This is a genomic window from Cobetia sp. UCD-24C, assembly GCF_001306765.1.
Classification (GTDB): domain Bacteria; phylum Pseudomonadota; class Gammaproteobacteria; order Pseudomonadales; family Halomonadaceae; genus Cobetia; species Cobetia amphilecti.
This window is the reverse complement of sequence record NZ_LJTD01000006.1, coordinates 318,105-337,737: the sequence shown is the minus strand read 5'-3', so window position 1 is coordinate 337,737 and position 19,633 is coordinate 318,105. Positions and strand designations below refer to the sequence as shown.

Below are 19,633 nucleotides of genomic sequence, written 5' to 3'. Positions count from 1 at the left end.
CCACGCAGGAACTCCGCATGATTTCGACAGCCTTGATTGGCCTCGGTGCCAATCTTGACGATCCGCGCGCTCAACTGGAGCGCGCGCTTGAGGCTCTCGACCGGCTGCCGCTGACCCGCTGCACGCGACATTCTCGCCTGTATGCCAGCAAGCCGGTCGGCCCGCAGGACCAGCCCGACTTCGTCAATGCCGTCGCCGAGCTATCGACCCGCCTGTCTCCCCTCGCCCTGCTCGATCAACTGCAAGCACTGGAACAGCAGCATCGCCGCGTGCGGCTGCGTCACTGGGGCCCCCGCACGCTGGATCTGGACCTGCTGCTCTTCAATGACAGCAGGATCTCGACGCCGCGTCTCGTCGTGCCCCATCGCGAAATGCTCAAACGAGGTTTCGTGATGCGTCCGTTGGCTGACCTGCTGGGCCCGCAGCGCCTCAGCGTGCTGGGCGAGGAGAATCTCGAAATACTGGCGTCTCGAGTTGAGGGCGATGACTTGCTCCCCCTCGGACCTCAGGAGTAGAGTTTCGCCATCTTGTTACCGTCGTGCCCACTTTGGCCTGTGCGGTAACACTTTCTGGTAACACCGGCCCGTGTCGCCCGCAGTCCGCCCTCGGCGGCCTTCTCGCGATCGCGGCTGCTCGACGCCACGGGCAGCCGCGTCATACGCGCCGCAACGAGTAAGCGTCCCGATGAAAAACGTCACCCTGAGCACCCTGCGCCGCCTCAAGGCCGATGGTGAGACGTTCAGTTGCCTCACCGCCTACGATGCCACCTTTGCTCATCTTGCCAGCGATGCCGGCATTGAAGTGCTGCTGGTCGGCGACTCTCTCGGCATGGTCCTGCAGGGCCATACCAGCACCCTGCCCGTCACCATCGATGACATCTGCTACCACACCGCCGCCGTGGCACGTGGCAAGCAAGGCAGCCTGCTGATGGCCGACCTGCCCTTCATGAGCAATGCCAGCACCGACATCCTGCTCGATCATGCGGCGCGCCTGATGCGTGCCGGTGCCGAGATGGTCAAGGTCGAAGGCGAAGCCTGGCTGGCCGATGCCGTCACCGCGCTCGTCCAGCGTGGCGTGCCGGTCTGCGTGCACATGGGCCTGACGCCACAGCACGTGCATGCCTTCGGCGGCTACAAGGTGCAGGGTCGCGACGAGGCACGCGCCGAGCAGATCATCGCCGATGCGCGCACGCTGGAAGCCGCAGGCGCCGCGATCATCCTGCTCGAATGCGTGCCATCCGAGCTGGCCGCGCGCATTCGTGATGCCGTCGAGGTGCCGGTGATCGGCATCGGTGCCGGCGTGGACGTCGATGGCCAGATTCTGGTCATGCACGACATGCTCGACCTGACGCCCGGCCGCAAGCCGCGCTTCGTCAAGAATTTCATGAGCGATGCCGGCAGCGTGCAGGAGGCCTTCGCCGCCTACCACCAGGCGGTCAAGACGCGCAGCTTCCCGGCGCCGGAGCACGGCTTCTGATGAAAACCGTCTCCCAGATCAACGCCCTGCGCGAGCAACTCGCCCAGGCGCGCCGCGATGGCCTGCGTATCGCGCTGGTGCCGACCATGGGCAACCTGCATGCCGGCCACCTGTCGCTGGTCCGTGAAGCGCGCCGCCATGCCGACATGGTCGTCGCGAGCATCTTCGTCAACCCGCTGCAGTTCGGCCCCGGCGAAGACCTCGACAGCTATCCGCGCACCCTCGAGGCCGACCAGAATGCGCTGGCCGCAGAAGGATGTGACCTGTTGTTCGCCCCCTCGACGGCGGAACTCTACCCCACGGGCCGCGACGGACTGTGCAACGTGCAGGTGCCGGGCGTTTCCGAAGGCCTGTGCGGCGGCAACCGTCCGGGTCACTTCGATGGCGTCGCCACCGTCGTCAGCATCCTGTTCAATTTGGTGCGCCCTGAAGTCGCCTGTTTCGGCGAGAAGGACTTCCAGCAGCTGGCCGTGATCCGCAAGCTCAACCGCGACCTGCACTTCGGCATCGAGATCATCGGTGTGCCCATCGTGCGTGCCGAGGATGGGCTGGCGCTGTCATCACGCAACGGCTACCTGAGTGAGCAGGAGCGCGTCATCGCGCCGCGTCTCAAGCAGTGCCTCGACGCCCTGAAGGCTCGCCTTGAGCAGGGCGTGGCGCGTGATGTGGCGCTGCGCGAGGCACTGGCCGCCATCAGCGAGAGCGGCTTCAAGCCGGACTACCTCGAGCTGCGCCGCGCGGCTGACCTGGGGCCGGTCGAGGATGACACGCGCGAGGCGGTGATTCTGGTCGCCGCACACCTGGGCCGTACGCGCCTGCTCGATAACCTGAAGGTCGCCTTGCCGGTGGCCTGATGCCTGATTAGACTGCGCCGCCTTGCACCCTGGCGTGGCACTGTCCGCCACGTCAGACGCGCCATGGCCCTGGTCCCAGGGCCTTGATCTGCGCCCGGTGGCGCTCAACCGGAGACATCCTGATGCAAGCCATCATGCTCAAGGCCAAGCTGCACATGGCCCGCGTGACTCACGCCGTCCTCAACTACGAGGGCTCCTGCGCCATCGATGGCGACCTGCTCGACATGGCAGGCATTCGTGAGTACGAACAGATCCAGATCTACAACGTGGACAACGGCAAGCGCTTCACCACCTATGCCATTCGCGGCGAAGAAGGCTCGAAGATCATCTCGGTGAACGGCGCCGCAGCCCACCAGGCCGATGTCGGCGACCGCGTGATCATCTGCGCCTTCGCCCACTACGCCGAGAGCGAACTGGACGCGCACAAGCCCTCCATGGTCTATCTGATGGAAGGCAACGAGGTCAGCCATACGGCCAACGCCATCCCGGTCCAGATGGCCTGAGAACCCCTTGCTGCCTGCCGCTCCACGCCCTGAGGGCTGATGCTTTCAGGCCTCGAGCCTGCCGCGAGCGCTCCAACACGACGCCAGCCCTGCCTGCCAGAGCGCTGGCGTCGTGCCGTCTGGAGAGGCGATACGTATGGCTAAAGGCTGACACTGGAGATGCCCTTTGGCGATTGCCGCACCGCACAAAACTGCCTTATGCTGGAATCTCACCTCAGCAGGACTGCGCCTCGCCCGCTTGATGGCATGGCCATAGTCGCAGCCAATTGACTCAGACAGTCTCGCAAGAGAACAGGAGCGTTCAGATGCAGGATGTGGTGATCGTAGCAGCCCGTCGTACCGCCGTAGGCGCCTTCGGTGGCAGCTTGGCTGGCATTTCCGCCGCGGATCTCGGCGCACATGTCATCAAGGATATCCTCGCCAGCACGGGTGTCAGTGGCGATCAGGTCGATGAAGTGCTTCTGGGCCAGGTACTGACAGCAGGATGCGGTCAGAACCCGGCACGTCAGGCGGTCATCAAGGCAGGCTTGCCGGAAGGCGTGCCCGCCATGACCATCAACAAGGTCTGCGGGTCTGGCCTCAAGGCGCTGCACCTGGCCACCCAGGCCATCCGTTGCGGCGATGCCGAGCTGATTCTGGCCGGCGGTCAGGAAAACATGTCCCTGTCTCCGCACGTGCTGCCCAACTCGCGTGACGGCAAGCGCATGGGCGACTGGAAGGCGATCGACTCCATGGTCCACGACGGGCTGTGGGATGCCTTCAATGACATCCACATGGGCATCACCGCCGAGAATCTGGCCGAGAAATACGAGATCACCCGTGAAGCCCAGGACGCCTTCGCGGCCGCCTCTCAGCAGAAGGCCTGCGCAGCCATCGAAGCTGGCCGCTTCAAGGGCCAGATCGTCCCGGTCGAGATCCCGCAGCGCAAGGGCGACCCGATCGTCTTCGATACCGACGAGAACCCGCGCGCCGGCACCACGGCCGAGAAGCTCGGCGGCATGCGCCCGGCCTTCAAGAAGGATGGCACCGTCACCGCCGGCAATGCCTCGGCGCTCAACGATGGCGCTGCCGTGGTCATGCTGTGCTCCGCCGACAAGGCCCGCGAGCTGGGCCTGACGCCGCTAGCGACTATCAAGGCCTACTCCAACGCGGGTGTTGATCCGAAGATCATGGGCATCGGCCCGGCGCCGGCGACTCGCCTGTGCCTCAAGAAGGCCGGCTGGAGCCTGGAAGACCTCGACCTGATCGAAGCCAACGAAGCCTTCGCCGCCCAGGCCCTGTCGGTCAACAAGGAGCTGGGCTGGGATGTCGACAAGGTCAACGTCAATGGCGGCGCCATTGCCCTCGGCCACCCGATCGGTGCCTCCGGCTGCCGTGTGCTGGTCTCGCTGGTACACGAGATGATCGAGCGTGATGCCAAGAAGGGTCTGGCTACCCTGTGCATCGGTGGCGGTCAGGGTGTCGCGCTGGCCATCGAGCGCAGCTGATCACCCACACCTGCCGACCGCATGAGCTCCCGCCGCTCGCGCAATCTCGAGCAGGGAGACACGCAAAAGCCCCCGCCAGGTTACTGGCGGGGGCTTTTTCTTGCCCGGAGGGCTCACCTCTCATGCAGAGCAGGCAAGACCGAGGCGGGGGCGATCCGCGACGATCGGTCAGTCCTGAGCGGTGGCCTCTTCAGCCTGAGCAGCGGCAAAGGCCGCCTTCTCTTCTTCGCTGATCTCTTTCAGCGACAGCTTGACGCGATTGCGGTTGTCGATGTCGAGCACCTTGACCACCACCTCATCGCCTTCGTTGAGGTAGTCACGTACGTCATTGACCCGCTCCTCGACGATCTGCGAGATGTGCAGCAGACCATCAGTGCCCGGCATGAAGGTGATGAAGGCACCGAAGTCGGCGATGCGCGCCACCTTGCCGGCATAGAGCTTGCCGATCTCGGCCTCGGCAATGATGCCCTCGACGTACTTGGCAGCCGCCTGAGCCTGCGCCTTGTGCTCAGCATAGATGCGCACGCTGCCATCATCGTCGAGATCGACATTGGCGCCGGTCTCTTCACAGATCTTGCGGATGGTGGAGCCGCCCTTGCCGATCACGTCACGCACCTTGTTGGGGGCGATCTTGAGGGACAGCATCGCCGGGGCATTGTCCGAGACTTCCTGGCGACTGGCGGCCAGTACCTCATTCATCTGCGCGAGGATGGTCAGGCGTGCCTCGAGGGCCTGTTCCAGTGCCTGCTCAAGAATCTCCTCGTCGATCCCCTCGATCTTGATGTCCATCTGCAGCGCGGTAACACCTTCCGCGGTACCCGCGACCTTGAAGTCCATGTCGCCGAGGTGATCCTCATCGCCGAGGATATCGGTCAGTATCGCGACGCCATTGGCGTCCTTGACCAGCCCCATGGCGATACCCGCGACCGGTGCCTTGAGCGGCACACCGGCGTCCATCAGCGCAAGCGAGGCGCCACACACGGATGCCATCGAGCTCGAGCCGTTGGATTCGGTGATCTCGGAGACGACACGGATCGCGTAGGGGAAGGCCTGCAGCGACGGCAGCATGGATTCGATGCCCCGACGCGCCAGACGCCCATGGCCGATCTCACGCCGCTTGGGCGCGCCGATGAAGCCTGTCTCGCCGACGCAGTAGGGCGGGAAGTTGTAGTGCAGCATGAAGCGGTCCTGCTTCTCGCCGGACAGCCCTTCGATCAGCTGTGAGTCGCGCGTGGTCCCCAGGGTGGCAGTGGCGATCGCCTGGGTCTCGCCGCGGGTGAACAGCGCCGAACCATGCGCCTTGGGCAACACGCCCACCGCCATGTCCAGCGGTCGCACGGTGCGGGTATCACGACCATCGATGCGCGGCTCGCCGGCGATCACGCGCTGACGCACGATACGCTTCTCGAGCGCCGCGAAGGCCGTGGCGACAGCCTCGACACTGAAGCGCGCATCATCCTCGGCGCCCAGCAGGTCGATGGCCTGCGCCTTGAGCGCCGACAGGCTGTCCTGACGCGCCATCTTGTCACTCAGGCGATAGGCATCACCGATCCGGGTGGCGAAGCTCTGCTCCAGCGCCTCGACCAGCACGCGGTCGAGCTTCTGCGGCACCCACGCCCACTTGGGGCGATTGACCTTGGCGGCGAACGTCTCGATCCCCGTGATGGCCTTCTGCATCTCGTGATGGCCATAGAGCACGGCGCCAAGCATCTCGTCTTCCAGCAGCTCTTGGGCTTCGGACTCGACCATCAACACGGCCTTCTCGGTGCCCGCCACCACCATGTCCAGCTCGGAATGCGCCAGTTCGCTGTAGCCGGGATTCAGGAAGTAGCCGCGCTGCTCGCTGAAGCCGACGCGCGCCGCGCCCACGGGGCCAGCGAAGGGCACACCAGAGATGCAAAGCGCTGCAGAGGTGCCGAGCAGTGCCGCGATGTCCGGGTCGACATTGCGCTCCGCCGACATCACCGTGCAGACCACCTGCACCTCATTCATGAAGCCTTCGGGAAACAGCGGGCGCATCGGACGGTCGATCAAGCGCGAGGTCAGGGTTTCCTTCTCGGTGGGACGCCCTTCGCGCTTGAGGAAGCCGCCGGGGATACGCCCCGCCGCGTAGGCCTTCTCCTGATAATGGACCGACAACGGGAAGAAGGACTGGCCGGGTTTCGGCGACGCCTTGGCCACCACGGTGCACAACACCGAGGTATTGCCCATGGTCACCATCACGCTACCGGTCGCCTGACGCGCGATGCGGCCGGTCTCGAGGGTGATGGTGTCATTACCGTACTGGAAGCTGTGCGTTACCGGGTTCACGGCGCATGTCCTTTAATCTGATAGTCATCGATGCCAGGCGCTCATGGTAAAGCGCGCCACAGGCAATGAAAAGCGGGTTGATCCCACGCGACAAGCGGGCTGCAGCGCGGGTCGAGCCTCTGATCTGAAGCCCGGATCACCTCGGTATCAGGCACAAAAAAACCGACACCGCCCGCAGGCAGTGTCGGTTTTCCTGTGCCCACCGGGGGCCCGCCATGCACCGAAGTGCATGGCGGCAACATCGCTGATTAGCGACGCAGACCCAGACGCTGGATCAGAGCGGTGTAACGCTCGAAGTCCTTGCGCTTGAGGTAGTCAAGCAGCTTGCGGCGCTGGTTGACCATGCGGATCAGACCACGACGGGAGTGGTGATCCTGCTTGTTGGCCTTGAAGTGACCCTGCAGGCCATCAATGTTGGCGCTCAGCAGAGCAACCTGAACTTCCGGGGAACCGGTGTCGTTCTCGCCACGGCCGAATTCGGTAACGATCTCAGCCTTCTTCTCAGCGGTAAGTGCCATCTGTCTCTCCAGTAAGCAATATGCTTGATAGATTAGAAATGTCGAAGACCACGCATATTTGCAGTCTTCATGCGGCTTGCGGCGAGGCCGCAATCAGCTCACCCAGCCGCCGCCTCGACGGCAGAACTGAGCAGTCGGCGAGGAGCGATGACGCCCTCCGCCGCAATCCGGACCAGCCCGAGCAACTGCTGGTCCTGATACACACGAGCCAGGGAGTCCACTTCCAGCGACCCTGTCGTCGTTTCAGCCTGTTGACCACGCAATATCATCCGCGCCATCTCGGCAGTGATGTCGAGACGCGGGAGATGATCGAGCAGGATGTCGACAGGTAACAGAACGCCTTCACGTGCCTGCTGGTCAGCCAGCGCCTCGAGGCGCTCGAAATCCAGCATGGCATCACCCGTGAACGGGCCCGTCTTGAGACGACGCAGTGCCGTGAGGTGGGCTCCACAGCCCAGCGCCTCGCCGATATCCTCGGCCAGACTGCGTATGTAGGTACCCTTGCTGACCGCCACTTCGATCTCGATGCCATCGGAGTGCCGCGCAAGAAGCGCCATATTGTAGATGGTAACGCGACGGACTGCACGCTCGATTTCAATCCCCTGGCGCGCCAGCTCGTAGAGCGGACGTCCCTGGTGCTTGAGCGCGGAGTACATCGGCGGTACCTGATCTATCTCGCCACGGAACCTGTCCAGCACCGCGTCCAGCTCGGCCTGCGCAATCTCGGGAATCTCCCGCTCGCGAATCACCGTGCCTTCCGCATCACCGGTATCGGTGACCTGGCCAAACTTGATCCGTGCCCGATAGACCTTGTCTGCCTCGAGAAGATGCGAGGAGAACTTGGTCGCTTCCCCGAAGCAGACCGGCAACAAGCCGGTCGCCATCGGGTCGAGCGTGCCGGTATGACCGGCCTTCTGCGCCTGGTAGAGGCGACGAGCCTTCTGAAGCGCATAGTTGCTGGACATGCCCTTGGGCTTGTCCAGCAACAGAACGCCATCGATCGGCAAGCCGCGACGACGACGCGCCATCAGGCGTCCGGCGTGGTGCCCGAGGCACCATCTTCGCTATCGTCATCACCGCGTTCAGCACTGCGCTTGCGATCGTCGGCGACCGCATCGTTGATCAGTGAGGACAGGTGATGGCCACGAACGACGCTTTCATCGTAATGAAAACGCAGTTCCGGCACGTGGCGCAGCTGAATGGTGCGCGCCAGCTGGGAGCGCAGGAAACCTGCCGCGCGCTTGAGCACGGCGAGGTTTTCCTTGATGCGTTCCGGGCTGTCGTCACCCAGCAGGGTCACGTAGACATCGGAGTAGGACAGGTCGCGGCTGACCTTGGCGGCGCTGACCGTCAGCATGCCAAGGCGCGGGTCCTTGACCTCGCGCTGGATCAACAGCGCGAGCTCTTGCTGGATCTGGTCCGCCACGCGGTCAGTACGGCTGTATTCACGCATCCGTGATCTCTCCTTGCAGGGGCGCTATCAGAGCGTGCGCTCGACCTGGATCTGGTCGAACACCTCGATCTTGTCGCCAACCTGCACGTCGTTGTAGTTCTTGACGCCGATACCACATTCCATGCCGTTGCGGACTTCGTTGACGTCATCCTTGAAGCGACGCAGGGATTCCAGCTCGCCTTCATAGATGACCACGTTGTCACGCAGCACGCGGATGCGCTTGGAGCGGTACATGTTGCCTTCGACGACCATACAACCGGCGATCGCGCCGATCTTCGGTGCCTTGAAGACATCGCGCACTTCGGCAACACCGACGATCTGCTCGCGGAATTCCGGTGCCAGCATGCCAGTCATGGCCAGCTTGACCTCGTCGATCAGCTGGTAGATGACGCTGTAGTAGCGCAGATCCAGACCTTCACGTTCGACGATCTCACGCGCGGAGGCGTCAGCACGGACGTTGAAGCCGACCAGGATCGCTTCGGAAGCGAGTGCCAGGTTGGCATCGGTACCGGTGATACCACCGACACCGGAAGAGACCACGGCCACCTTGACTTCTTCGGTGGAGAGTTCTTCCAGCGCGCCACGGATGGCTTCCAGAGACCCCTGCACGTCGGCCTTGAGGACGACGTTGACCTTGGCGACTTCGTCCTGGCCCATCTGGGAGAACATGTTCTCCAGCTTGGCCTTCTGCTGACGTGCCAGGCGCACTTCGCGGTACTTGCCCTGACGGAAGTTGGCGACTTCACGTGCCTTCTTCTCGTCCGGGACCACGGTGAACTCTTCACCGGCGTCCGGCGTGCCACCCAGGCCCTGAATCTCGACCGGCATGGCCGGACCCACGGAATCGACCTGCTTGCCGAGTTCGTTGATCAGCGCACGCACACGGCCGTAATGCAGGCCGGCGAGGACGATGTCACCCTTCTTCAGCGTACCGTTCTGGACCAGCACGGTCGCGACCGGACCACGGCCCTTGTCGAGACGGGACTCGACCACGACGCCTTTACCCGGCGCGGACGGCACGGCCTGAAGTTCGAGAACTTCGGAGACCAGCAGGACACCTTCGAGCAGCGCGTCGATGTTTTCGCCGGTCTTGGCGGAAACGTGGACGAACTGGGTATCACCACCCCATTCCTCGGAGATGACACCGTGCTGGGACAGTTCATTCTTGACGCGGTCCGGATCAGCACCCGGCTTGTCGATCTTGTTCACCGCCACGACCATCGGGACACCCGCGGCCTTGGAGTGCTCGACAGCCTCGATGGTCTGCGGCATCACGCCATCATCGGCAGCCACCACCAGGATGACGACGTCGGTCGCCTTGGCACCACGAGCACGCATGGCGGTGAACGCCGCGTGGCCCGGGGTATCCAGGAAGGTGATGTCACCGTTGTCGTGTTCGACGTGGTAGGCACCGATGTGCTGGGTGATACCACCCGCTTCACCTGTGGCGACCTTGGTGCGGCGGATGTAATCCAGCAGCGAGGTCTTGCCGTGGTCGACGTGACCCATGACGGTAACGACCGGCGCGCGGGTGATCTGCTCACCTTCGTAGGAGATGCCTTCGAGAACGGCTGTCTCGAGTGCGTCATCCTTGATCAGCTTGGGCGTGTGGCCCATTTCCTCGACCACGATGGTCGCGGTTTCCTGATCGATCGTCTGGTTGATGGTGACCGCAGCGCCCATGTTGAACATGGTCTTGATCACTTCAGACGCCTTGACGGCCATCTTGTCGGCGAGGTCTGCCACTGAGATGGACTCAGGGATGGAGACTTCACGGACGAAGGTCTGGACCGGCTTCGGCGGCTGACGGTTGGCATCACGGCCACCACGACGACCACCGCGACGCTCGGCGCGCTTGACCTTCTTGGCCCCGCCACGCTTGCGTTCGCTACGGTCTTCACGGGCTTCGCGACGATCACGTGATTCATCACGCGGCGCAGCCTTGGCGCGACGCGGTGCATCACCACGCGGCTCCTTCGGCGGCGCATTGACTTCCGGCGCAGCGTCGGCGGCCGGTGCAGCGGCAGCAGCCGGTGCACTCTGACGCGGACGCTCTTCGCGACGGTTGTCATTGCCACGACGCTCTTCGCGCTGCGGTGCCGCAGCCGGCTTGTCCGCAACGGCAGCTGCCGGTGCAGCAGCAGCCGGCGCTTCTGCAGCCTGCTCTTCGCCCTCTTTGACGTAGGTACGCTTCTTGCGCACCTGCACCTCGATGGACTTGCCGCGACCGCTACCCGTGTTGATGCGAGACTTGGTCTTGCGGGTCAGGGTAATGCGGTTCTTGGGCGCTGCCGGAGCGGCGCCACCACCGTGGCTCTTGGTGAGGTGATCAAGCAGCTTCTGCTTGTCGACCTCAGAGACGGCGTCGTTCTCTGACTTGTGCTTCAGACCCGCTTCATGCATCTGTTCCAGTAGGCGGGCTGACTCGCGGCCCACCTTCTTGGCGAATTCTTTGACTGTCATTTCTGACATGTACGACCCTCCTGAGCCCGTGACCTAGTTACTGTTCGCTTGCGAACCAGGGCGCGCGGGCGGTCATGATCAACGCCGCTGCTCGCTCTTCGTCGACGCCTTCGATGTCTTTCAGATCATCGATGGCCTGCTCAGCAAGGTCTTCCATGGTGACGATACCCTTGCTGGCCAGGATGTATGCCAGATGACTCTCCATGCCTTCCATGTTGAGCAGGTCTTCGGCCGGCTGTGCGCCGTCCAGTTGCTCTTCAGTGGCGATGGCGAGATTCAGCAGTTCATCCTTGGCCCGAGCGCGCAGCTCCTCGACCAGATCCTGGTCAAAGCCCTCGACCTCGAGCATTTCCTCGAGCGGGACATAGGCGATTTCCTCGAGTGAGGTGAAGCCCTCGTCCACCAGGACACGGGCTAGATCCTCTTCAATCTCGAGATGAGTGATGAAATATTCGACGAAACTGTCGATTTCCTGCTCGCGCTTGCCCTCGGCTTCCGCCTCGGTCATGACGTTGAGCTGCCAACCGGTCAGCTCACTGGCCAGACGAACGTTCTGACCGCTGCGACCGATGGCCTGAGCCAGGTTGTCCGCAGCGACAGCGACATCCATGGAATGGGTGTCTTCGTCGACCAGAATGGAACCGACATCTGCCGGCGCCATGGCGTTGATGACGAGCTGGGCAGGATTGTCATCCCACAGGATGATATCCACGCGTTCGTTACGTAGTTCATTGGACACGGCCTGCACGCGTGAACCACGCATGCCGACACAGGCACCGATCGGATCGATACGCTTGTCGTTGCTCTTGACCGCGATCTTGGCGCGCGAGCCCGGATCGCGGGCAGCACCCTTGATCTCGATCAGCTGCTCGGCGATTTCCGGGACTTCGATCTTGAACAGCTCGATGATCAGCTCAGGACGCGTACGCGACAGAATCAGCTGAGAACCACGAGCATCCGCGTCGACTTTCCACAGCAGGGCACGAACCCGCTCGTTCAAGCGGTAGCGCTCGCCGTGAATCATCTCACCGCGCGGCAGGAAGCCTTCGGCGTTGTCGCCCAGATCGATGATGAGGCCATCACGTGTCGTCTTCTTGACGATACCCGCGACCAGCTCACCTTCACGCTCGGCGTAAAGGCGCACCACTTCCGCACGCTCGGCCTCGCGCACCTTCTGCACGATGACCTGCTTGGCGGTCTGTGCAGCGATGCGACCGAACGCTTCGGATTCGATCTGCTTCTCGACCACGGCACCAAGCGCCAGCGGCTCTTCGCGCTGTTCGGCGATGCTGGCCTTGATCTCGTAGTCCGGCGTCTCGAACTCGTCGTCTTCGACGACGGTCCAGCGACGGTAGGTCGCGTAATCACCGGTGACACGATCGATCTTGACGCGGATATCCGCCTCTTCCTGATCGAAACGCTTGCGTGACGCCGAAGCCAATGCCGCTTCGACGGCTTCGAAAATCACATCCCGCGGCACGCCTTTCTCGTTGGAGATGGCGTCAACGACCAGCAGAATCTCTTTGCTCATGACTTTGCCTCGCCAGAAACCTGTCCTTGCGCATCGACCCGGGCTCGCAACGCGAGCGGTGTGCCGACAACGTCAGTTATTTGAACTGCGGCACAATGCGTGCCTGGTCGATGCTTTCAATGGGAAAGCAGTATTCTTCTTCATCGACCCGGATCACGACATCACCGTCTTCGGTGCCAGTCACCAGCCCCTGGAACTTGCGCTGGCCATCGAAGGCCTGGCGAAGTCGCAGTGCCACCACGTGACCGATGTAGCGCTCGTACTGGTCAAGCGTGAACAACGGACGATCCATGCCTGGAGACGAGACTTCAAGCTGGAACTGACCGGTAATGGGGTCTTCGACATCCAGTACGGCACCCACCTGACGACTGACGTTTGCGCAGTTGTCCACGGTAATGCCATCGGGATGGTCGATATAGATCACCAGACGGGACTGCTTGCCTTGGGAGAGATAGTCGATACCCCAGAGCTCGAAGCCCAGAGCAGAGACGACTGGATCGATAAGCGCGTTAAGCGCAGCGTCCTTGGTTGACACAGACGAGGCTCCTACAGCAGTTGCATCAGGCACCTGACCGGGAGTAGAGAAGAGAGCTAGGTGGCTGATTGGCACTGGTGCTAACAAAAAGCCCCTTCATAGGAAGGGGCCTTTCAAGAAACTTGGTAGCGGGGACCGGATTTGAACCGATGACCTTCGGGTTATGAGCCCGACGAGCTACCAGACTGCTCCACCCCGCAACAATAGTCGGACGATGGTAATGTCACCGAAAAAGGAGGTCAAGGAATGACGTCTTTCCAAGGTGGCAGAGTTGCGTCCAGACTGCCAATCGATCTAACAAGATGGTGCCGAAGGGGGGACTTGAACCCCCACGACCATAAGGTCACTACCCCCTCAAGATAGCGTGTCTACCAATTCCACCACTTCGGCACGGGGGCGGGTATCGCCTGAGACGTTACCCGGAAGAATTCAAAGTTAACGCCTTGAATTCCTTAGAGTGCTGGTTGGTCTGCGTTGCCGCTTTCCTCAAGCACTGGCGACGTATTCTCCACACTTTCCTCGGAGTCGTCAAGTGATGGCAGTGAATTTTTCTGCTGCTCGATCACGCTGGCATTCGGAATGCCCGCTTCGACTGACGGCTGGTTGGCGTTGGACGCGAACCAGGCCAGTGTCAGAGAGGTCGCGAAGAAGCCCGCGGCCAGAACACCCGTGAAGCGCGCGAGGAAGTTGCCGCTACCGCTGGACCCGAAAACGGTCTGGGAAGCTCCACCGCCACCAAAGGCAGCGCCAGCTTCGGCACCCTTGCCCTGCTGGAGAAGGACGAGCACGATCAGCGCGACCGCGAGTACCACATGGACCATCAGAACGGCTACTTGCATGAGATTCAACCTGCAGACTGGCAAATGGCTAGGAATTCGTCGATCTGGAGCGAGGCACCGCCCACGAGACCGCCGTCGATATCCGGCTGCGCAAGCAGCTCGGCGGCATTGGCAGCTTTCATGCTGCCGCCGTACAACAATTGCATTGCCTCGGCGAGCGAGGCAGACCACTCGGCCAGGCGCGCGCGAATGGCCGCATGGACCTCCTGCGCCTGCTGGGGCGAGGCGGTGCGCCCGGTACCGATGGCCCAGACGGGCTCATAGGCGACGACCAGACGTGTGCGCGCATCAGCGGAGAGCGCGGAGAACACCGCCTCCAGCTGTCCCAGCACGACACGCTCCGTGTCACCGGCTTCACGCTCCTCGAGCGTCTCACCGACGCACAGCACCGGTGTGAGGCCAGCGGCAAGCGCCGCCTCGACACGCGCCAGTACCGCCGCATCGTCTTCAGCATACAGGCTTCGACGCTCCGAGTGACCGACCAGCACCATCGCGGCACCGACATCCTTGAGCATCTGACCCGCCACTTCGCCGGTAAAGGCACCCTCGCTCGCCGGGTTCAGCGTCTGCCCCGCCAGCGCCACGCTCACAGGCATGCTCGCGCGAGCGGCGCTCAGATAAGGGAAAGGCACTGCCAGCGCCACCTGAATGCCCTGCGGCAGCTCAGCCGCCTGCAGACCCCGGGCAAACTCATCGACCAGGGCAAGATCACCATTCATCTTCCAGTTTCCGGCAATCAGCGGTGTACGCATGTGCTTCTCCCTTGTGAGCAGTGCGAGGATGGTAATGGAGCCGCCCTTGACTGACAACCTTCGCGACCCCTGTCAAGCCCCGTGATCCGGCACGATCAGGCTCGGGGCAACTGCCAGAAACGACAACAGGCGCACTCGGCGCCTGTTGTCGTGCTGTGCAACCCGACCGCTCAGCGACGTGAACCGTCGCCCCGGCGAGCTGCATTGTCAGCGCATCACGCCGACATGCTGGATTCGACCGTCGCGGCGATCTGACCCGCCAGCGCATCGACATCGAAGTGCGGACGCCCTTCGACCATGACGCGAATTAGCGGTTCCGTGCCGCTGGGACGCAGCAGCACGCGCCCTTCGTTGCCCAGCGTCTGTTCCACTTCGACCACCGCGGCCTGCACGGCGTCCGCCGCCATCAGCGCCTTGTTGTCGCAACCCGGCGCCAGACGCACATTGATCAGCGCCTGCGGGGCCTTTTCGAAGCCGACCAGCAACTCGCTGAGCGAGCACTCTTCACGCGCCATGATCGCCAGCACCTGCAGCGCCGAGACGATGCCATCACCGGTGCTCTGGATATGACTGCAGACGATGTGGCCGGAGGATTCGCCACCCAGCTGCCAGCCATTGGCTTCCAGACGCTCGATGACGTAGCGGTCACCGACCTTGGCACGCTCGAAGGGAATTCCCAGGCCTTCCAGTGCTGCCGCCAGGCCGAAGTTGGACATCAGGGTGCCGACGACACCACCGCCCAGCACGCCGCGCTCGTGACGGTCACGCGCGATCATGTAGAGGATGTCGTCGCCATCGATGACACGGCCATCGGCATCGACCAGGATCAGGCGGTCACCATCCCCATCGAAGGCCACGCCCAGATCGGCGCCCTGCTCGATGACGGCCGCACGCAACGCCTGCGGGTGCGTGGAGCCGACGCCCTGATTGATGTTAAGGCCATCCGGCTCACCGCCGATGACGCTGACCTTGGCACCCAGCTCACGGAAGACGTTCGGCGCGATGTGATAGGTCGCGCCATGCGCGCAATCCAGCACCACCTTCATGCCGTGCAGGCCCAGACGACCCGGCAGCGTGGACTTGCAGAATTCGATATAGCGGCCGGCCGCATCCTGGATGCGTGACGCCTTGCCCAGGCTGTCCGGGCCGACGATCACGATGTCGCGGTCCAGCTCGGCTTCGATCTCGGCTTCCAGCGCATCATCCAGCTTGGTGCCGGCAGCGGAAAAGAACTTGATGCCGTTGTCCGGATAGGCATTGTGGGAGGCCGAGATGACGATGCCGGCATCGGCGCGGAAGGTGCGCGTCAGATAGGCGATCCCCGGTGTCGGCATCGGGCCGAGCAGGGACACATCGACGCCCGCTGCCGAAAGGCCGGACTCGAGCGCGGATTCGAACATGTAGCCCGAGATGCGCGTGTCCTTGCCGATCAATACCTTGCCGCGGCCGTGACGAGCGAATACACGGCCTGCCGCCCAGCCCAGCTTGAGCATGAAGTCTGGCGTGATGGGGAATTCCCCGACCGTGCCGCGAATACCATCCGTACCAAAATAACGTCGACTCATCGTATCGTGCCTTCCTGTAGCACGGCCCATGCCATGTCGACAGCGTCGACAGTCGGGGCCACGTCGTGAACGCGAAACAGTCTGGCCCCGTCACGAACGGCCAATGCCGTCAGTGCCAGGTTACCAGCCAAGCGATCCTCTACCGCGCGCCCGAGGGCATTGCCGATCATGCTCTTGCGTGACGTGCCGATCAGCAGCGGGAGGTTGAATTCGTGCAACTGCGCCATGCGGTGATAGAGGCGCAGATTGTCTTGCAGTGACTTGCCGAAGCCGAAGCCGGGGTCCAGCAGCAGTCGCTCACGCGCGATGCCCGCCGCCTCACAGGCCGCGATACGCGCCGCCAGGAACGTCCGGACTTCCTGCTCGATGGACTGAGCATAATGCGTATCCTGCTGCATGGTGTCCGGCTCGCCGCGCATGTGCATCAGACAGACGGGCAGCCCACTGTCAGCGGCGGCCTCGAGCGCGCCGTCTCGATTCAGCGCACGCACGTCATTGATCATGCCGGCCCCCAGCCGTGCGGTTTCGCGCATGACTTGCGGGTTGCTGGTATCGATGCTCACCAAGGCGCCCAGCTCGCTCACCAGCCGCTCCACCACCGGGCAGACCCGCTCAAGCTCTTCCTCGGTGCTGACCGGCGTCGCCCCGGGTCGTGTCGACTCACCGCCGACATCGATCATCGCGGCGCCATCGGCCAGCATCTGCTCGGCATTGCGCAGCGCGGCGTCCAGGGTCGCGCTGCGACCGCCATCCGAGAAAGAGTCCGGCGTCACGTTGAGAATCCCCATCACCCGCGGACGCGAAAGATCGAGAAGGTGTCCAGCGCACTCCAATGACATCAGATGGCCCACTCGAGGCTCGAGAGGCGTACTCAAGGCAGAATTCGTCATGGCATTCCATGCAGGCGAGAGGGGCACGAAGGTGGCTTCGCAGCCCGGTCAGAAATGATTGGGCACCACTTTAAAGAGCCAGCCCATGGCGCGCAAGGCGTGGAACGGCCGCCACACGGGGCGTCAGCAGATGGCAACGCCATTGGCTCAGACCTTTCACCCCACGCTCATCATGGTGCTGACAATGCCCGTGCAGAGACATGAGTCGACGCCATCACGCCATGGCGTAGGCCACTGATCAGCAGCACCTTAACTTCACCAGCATCATTGCTGCAGCGGTACAGGCCAGCATTGCTGCAGACAAGAAAACGCCCGACTGGCAAGCCAGTCGGGCGTTTTTCCTTTCAGAGGCTCGGACATCGCATGCGATATCAGGCGCCCCTTATGCCTACATCAGGCCTGCATCAGGCGTACATCAATGACCGCTCGGACCACCCAGCGGATCAGACGGGCGACGGCGGTTGCTGTCGTCATCTTCACTGCCATCAGCGTCATCATCCGCCTTGGGAGCTTCCGGCGCTTCCGCCTTCGGAGTGTCGGCTACCGGGGCCACCAGGCCACCGTCACCGCCGCTCGCCGGGCCACCCCAGTCCTTCGGCGGACGCGGAGCACGACCTGCCATGATGTCCGCCAGCTGCTCGGCATCGATGGTCTCGTAGGTCATCAGCGCTTCGGTCATCGCATCCAGCTTGTCGCGATTCTCTTCCAGGATCTGCTGCGCCTTGGCGTAGCACTCGTCGATGATTCGACGCACTTCCTTGTCGAGACGCGAGGTGGTGTCGCCAGACTTCAGCTTGCCGCCACCCTGACCCGGGCCACCGAGGAACTGATGGGACTCGTCCTCGTCGTACATGATCGGGCCCATCTCGCTGGAGAGACCCCACTTGGCGACCATGTTGTGGGCAAGCTCGGTAGCACGCTTGATGTCGTTGGACGCGCCGGTGGTGACACCGTTCGGGCCCAGCGTCATCTCTTCGGCGATACGACCACCGAACAGCGAGCAGATCTGACTGATGATCTGCTGGCGCGAGTAGCTGTAGCGATCCTCTTCCGGCAGGAACATCGTCACACCCAGCGCACGACCGCGCGGAATGATCGACACCTTGTAGACCGGGTCATGCTCGGGCATCACCAGGCCGATGATGGCGTGGCCAGACTCGTGATAGGCCGTGTTGCGCTTCTCCTTTTCGGACATGACCATCGATTTGCGCTCGGCGCCCATCATGATCTTGTCCTTGGCCAGTTCCAGCTCTTCCATACCGACCAGACGCTTGTTGCGACGCGCGGCGAACAGGGCGGCTTCATTGACCAGGTTGGCCAGGTCCGCACCGGAGAAGCCCGGCGTACCACGTGCAATGTTGACCGGTACGACGTCATCGCCCATCGGCACCTTGCGCAGGTGAACGCCGAGGATGTGCTCGCGACCACGGATGTCCGGCAGCGCGACGGTCACCTGACGGTCGAAGCGGCCCGGGCGCAGCAGCGCGGGGTCAAGCACGTCAGGACGGTTGGTCGCGGCGATGACGATGATGCCGTCGTTCGCCTCGAAGCCATCCATCTCGACCAGCAGCTGGTTCAGCGTCTGCTCACGCTCATCGTGACCACCGCCCATGCCGGAACCACGGTGACGGCCGACGGCGTCGATCTCATCGATGAAGATGATGCACGGCGCCTGCTTCTTGGCCTGCTCGAACATGTCACGCACACGGGAGGCACCGACACCGACGAACATCTCGACGAAGTCAGAACCGGAGATGCTGAAGAACGGCACCTTGGCTTCACCGGCGATCGCCTTGGCGAGCAGGGTCTTGCCGGTACCCGGCGGCCCTACCATCAGAACGCCACGCGGAATCTGACCGCCAAGACGCTGGAACTTGCTGGGGTCCTTGAGGAAGTCGACCAGCTCCTCGACCTCTTCCTTCGCTTCGTCACAGCCTGCGACGTCGCTGAAGGTGGTCTTGATCTGGTCCTGGCTCAGCAGCTTGGCCTTGGACTTGCCGAAGCTCATCGGGCCACCCTTGCCGGCGCCGCCACCCTGCATCTGGCGCATGAAGAACATGAAGATGGCCAGAATGATCAGAATCGGGAAGCTGGCAATCAACAGGCGTGTCCACAGCGACTGCTGCTCAGGCTTCTTGCCGATGACCTCCACCTTGTTGGCAAGCAGGTCATCCATCAGCTTGGGATCGGACGCCGCCGGCCGGATGGTGGTGAAGCTGGAGCCATCGGCCCGCTCACCCTCAATGGTGTAACCATCGATGGTCACACTCTTGATCCGGTCGTTCTGCACCTGCTGGACGAACTGTGAATAGTTCATCGCCTGCGGCGAGGTATCGACGCTGAAGTTGTTGAACACCGTCAGCAGCACTGCTGCGATGATCAACCAGAGAATCAGGTTCTTCGCCATGTCGTTCAAGGGGACACCCTCATTGCATGAATCTGTCTTGGCATGCCGTG

The 19,633-nt window shown here is 62.8% G+C and carries 17 protein-coding genes and 2 tRNA genes; 5 read left to right on the top strand and 14 right to left on the bottom strand.

Annotation, left to right across the window (positions count from 1 at the left end; all coding sequences use genetic code 11):
• The first annotated feature begins 17 nt into the window (after positions 1–17).
• The 5 genes from folK (at position 18) to AOG28_RS11225 (ending at position 4,320) form a co-directional block, all read left to right on the top strand.
• Complete coding sequence (gene folK / locus AOG28_RS11245) at positions 18–515, top strand: 2-amino-4-hydroxy-6-hydroxymethyldihydropteridine diphosphokinase (RefSeq protein ID WP_054556450.1); 498 nt, start codon at positions 18–20, stop codon at positions 513–515.
• Positions 516–684: 169 nt separating this feature from the next.
• Complete coding sequence (panB, locus tag AOG28_RS11240) at positions 685–1,476, top strand: 3-methyl-2-oxobutanoate hydroxymethyltransferase (RefSeq protein WP_054556449.1); 792 nt, start codon at positions 685–687, stop codon at positions 1,474–1,476.
• Complete coding sequence (panC, locus tag AOG28_RS11235; protein WP_054556448.1) at positions 1,476–2,330, top strand: pantoate--beta-alanine ligase; 855 nt, start codon at positions 1,476–1,478, stop codon at positions 2,328–2,330. The genes panB and panC overlap by 1 nt, the downstream gene beginning before the upstream one ends.
• Before the next feature lie 122 nt (positions 2,331–2,452).
• Entirely contained in the window at positions 2,453–2,833 is a 381-nt protein-coding gene (gene panD / locus AOG28_RS11230) for an aspartate 1-decarboxylase (RefSeq protein WP_043333409.1), read from the top strand.
• 305 nt (positions 2,834–3,138) lie between these two features.
• Complete coding sequence (locus tag AOG28_RS11225; protein ID WP_043333407.1) at positions 3,139–4,320, top strand: acetyl-CoA C-acetyltransferase; 1,182 nt, start codon at positions 3,139–3,141, stop codon at positions 4,318–4,320.
• Positions 4,321–4,488: 168 nt separating this feature from the next.
• On the opposite strand, the gene pnp is transcribed toward AOG28_RS11225, so the two are convergent.
• The 14 genes from pnp to ftsH form a co-directional block, all read right to left on the bottom strand.
• Positions 4,489–6,630 carry a polyribonucleotide nucleotidyltransferase gene (gene pnp / locus AOG28_RS11220; RefSeq protein WP_054556447.1) on the bottom strand — a complete coding sequence of 714 codons (2,142 nt, stop codon included), beginning with the start codon at positions 6,628–6,630 and terminating at the stop codon, positions 4,489–4,491.
• Between the two features lie 248 nt (positions 6,631–6,878).
• Positions 6,879–7,148, bottom strand: a complete 270-nt coding sequence (gene rpsO / locus AOG28_RS11215) for a 30S ribosomal protein S15 (RefSeq protein WP_024952154.1) — start codon at positions 7,146–7,148, stop codon at positions 6,879–6,881.
• A 98-nt stretch (positions 7,149–7,246) separates the two neighbouring features.
• Positions 7,247–8,176, bottom strand: coding sequence for a tRNA pseudouridine(55) synthase TruB (gene truB, locus AOG28_RS11210; protein ID WP_054556446.1), 930 nt, complete (start codon positions 8,174–8,176; stop codon positions 7,247–7,249).
• Positions 8,176–8,601, bottom strand: a complete 426-nt coding sequence (gene rbfA / locus AOG28_RS11205) for a 30S ribosome-binding factor RbfA (protein ID WP_054556445.1) — start codon at positions 8,599–8,601, stop codon at positions 8,176–8,178. The genes truB and rbfA overlap by 1 nt, the downstream gene beginning before the upstream one ends.
• Before the next feature lie 27 nt (positions 8,602–8,628).
• Positions 8,629–11,073, bottom strand: coding sequence for a translation initiation factor IF-2 (infB, locus tag AOG28_RS11200; RefSeq protein ID WP_043333398.1), 2,445 nt, complete (start codon positions 11,071–11,073; stop codon positions 8,629–8,631).
• A gap of 28 nt (positions 11,074–11,101) precedes the next feature.
• Positions 11,102–12,595 carry a transcription termination factor NusA gene (gene nusA / locus AOG28_RS11195; protein WP_054556444.1) on the bottom strand — a complete coding sequence of 498 codons (1,494 nt, stop codon included), beginning with the start codon at positions 12,593–12,595 and terminating at the stop codon, positions 11,102–11,104.
• A 76-nt stretch (positions 12,596–12,671) separates the two neighbouring features.
• On the bottom strand, positions 12,672–13,130 hold the full coding sequence (gene rimP / locus AOG28_RS11190) for a ribosome maturation factor RimP (RefSeq protein WP_043333393.1): 459 nt from the start codon (positions 13,128–13,130) through the stop codon (positions 12,672–12,674).
• Between the two features lie 123 nt (positions 13,131–13,253).
• A tRNA-Met gene (locus tag AOG28_RS11185) sits at positions 13,254–13,330 on the bottom strand.
• A gap of 103 nt (positions 13,331–13,433) precedes the next feature.
• Positions 13,434–13,520 (bottom strand) — tRNA-Leu (locus tag AOG28_RS11180).
• Positions 13,521–13,582: 62 nt separating this feature from the next.
• Positions 13,583–13,969 (bottom strand): preprotein translocase subunit SecG, encoded by a 387-nt coding sequence (secG, locus tag AOG28_RS11175; RefSeq protein WP_043333391.1) that lies wholly within the window; start codon positions 13,967–13,969, stop codon positions 13,583–13,585.
• Positions 13,970–13,974: 5 nt separating this feature from the next.
• Positions 13,975–14,721, bottom strand: a complete 747-nt coding sequence (gene tpiA / locus AOG28_RS11170; protein WP_043333389.1) for a triose-phosphate isomerase — start codon at positions 14,719–14,721, stop codon at positions 13,975–13,977.
• Positions 14,722–14,936: 215 nt separating this feature from the next.
• On the bottom strand, positions 14,937–16,286 hold the full coding sequence (glmM, locus tag AOG28_RS11165; protein WP_043333386.1) for a phosphoglucosamine mutase: 1,350 nt from the start codon (positions 16,284–16,286) through the stop codon (positions 14,937–14,939).
• Positions 16,283–17,176 carry a dihydropteroate synthase gene (gene folP / locus AOG28_RS11160; protein ID WP_378080094.1) on the bottom strand — a complete coding sequence of 298 codons (894 nt, stop codon included), beginning with the start codon at positions 17,174–17,176 and terminating at the stop codon, positions 16,283–16,285. Before folP ends, glmM begins: the two co-directional genes overlap by 4 nt.
• A gap of 415 nt (positions 17,177–17,591) precedes the next feature.
• Complete coding sequence (gene ftsH, locus AOG28_RS11155; RefSeq protein ID WP_054556443.1) at positions 17,592–19,592, bottom strand: ATP-dependent zinc metalloprotease FtsH; 2,001 nt, start codon at positions 19,590–19,592, stop codon at positions 17,592–17,594.
• Positions 19,593–19,633: the final 41 nt, after the last annotated feature.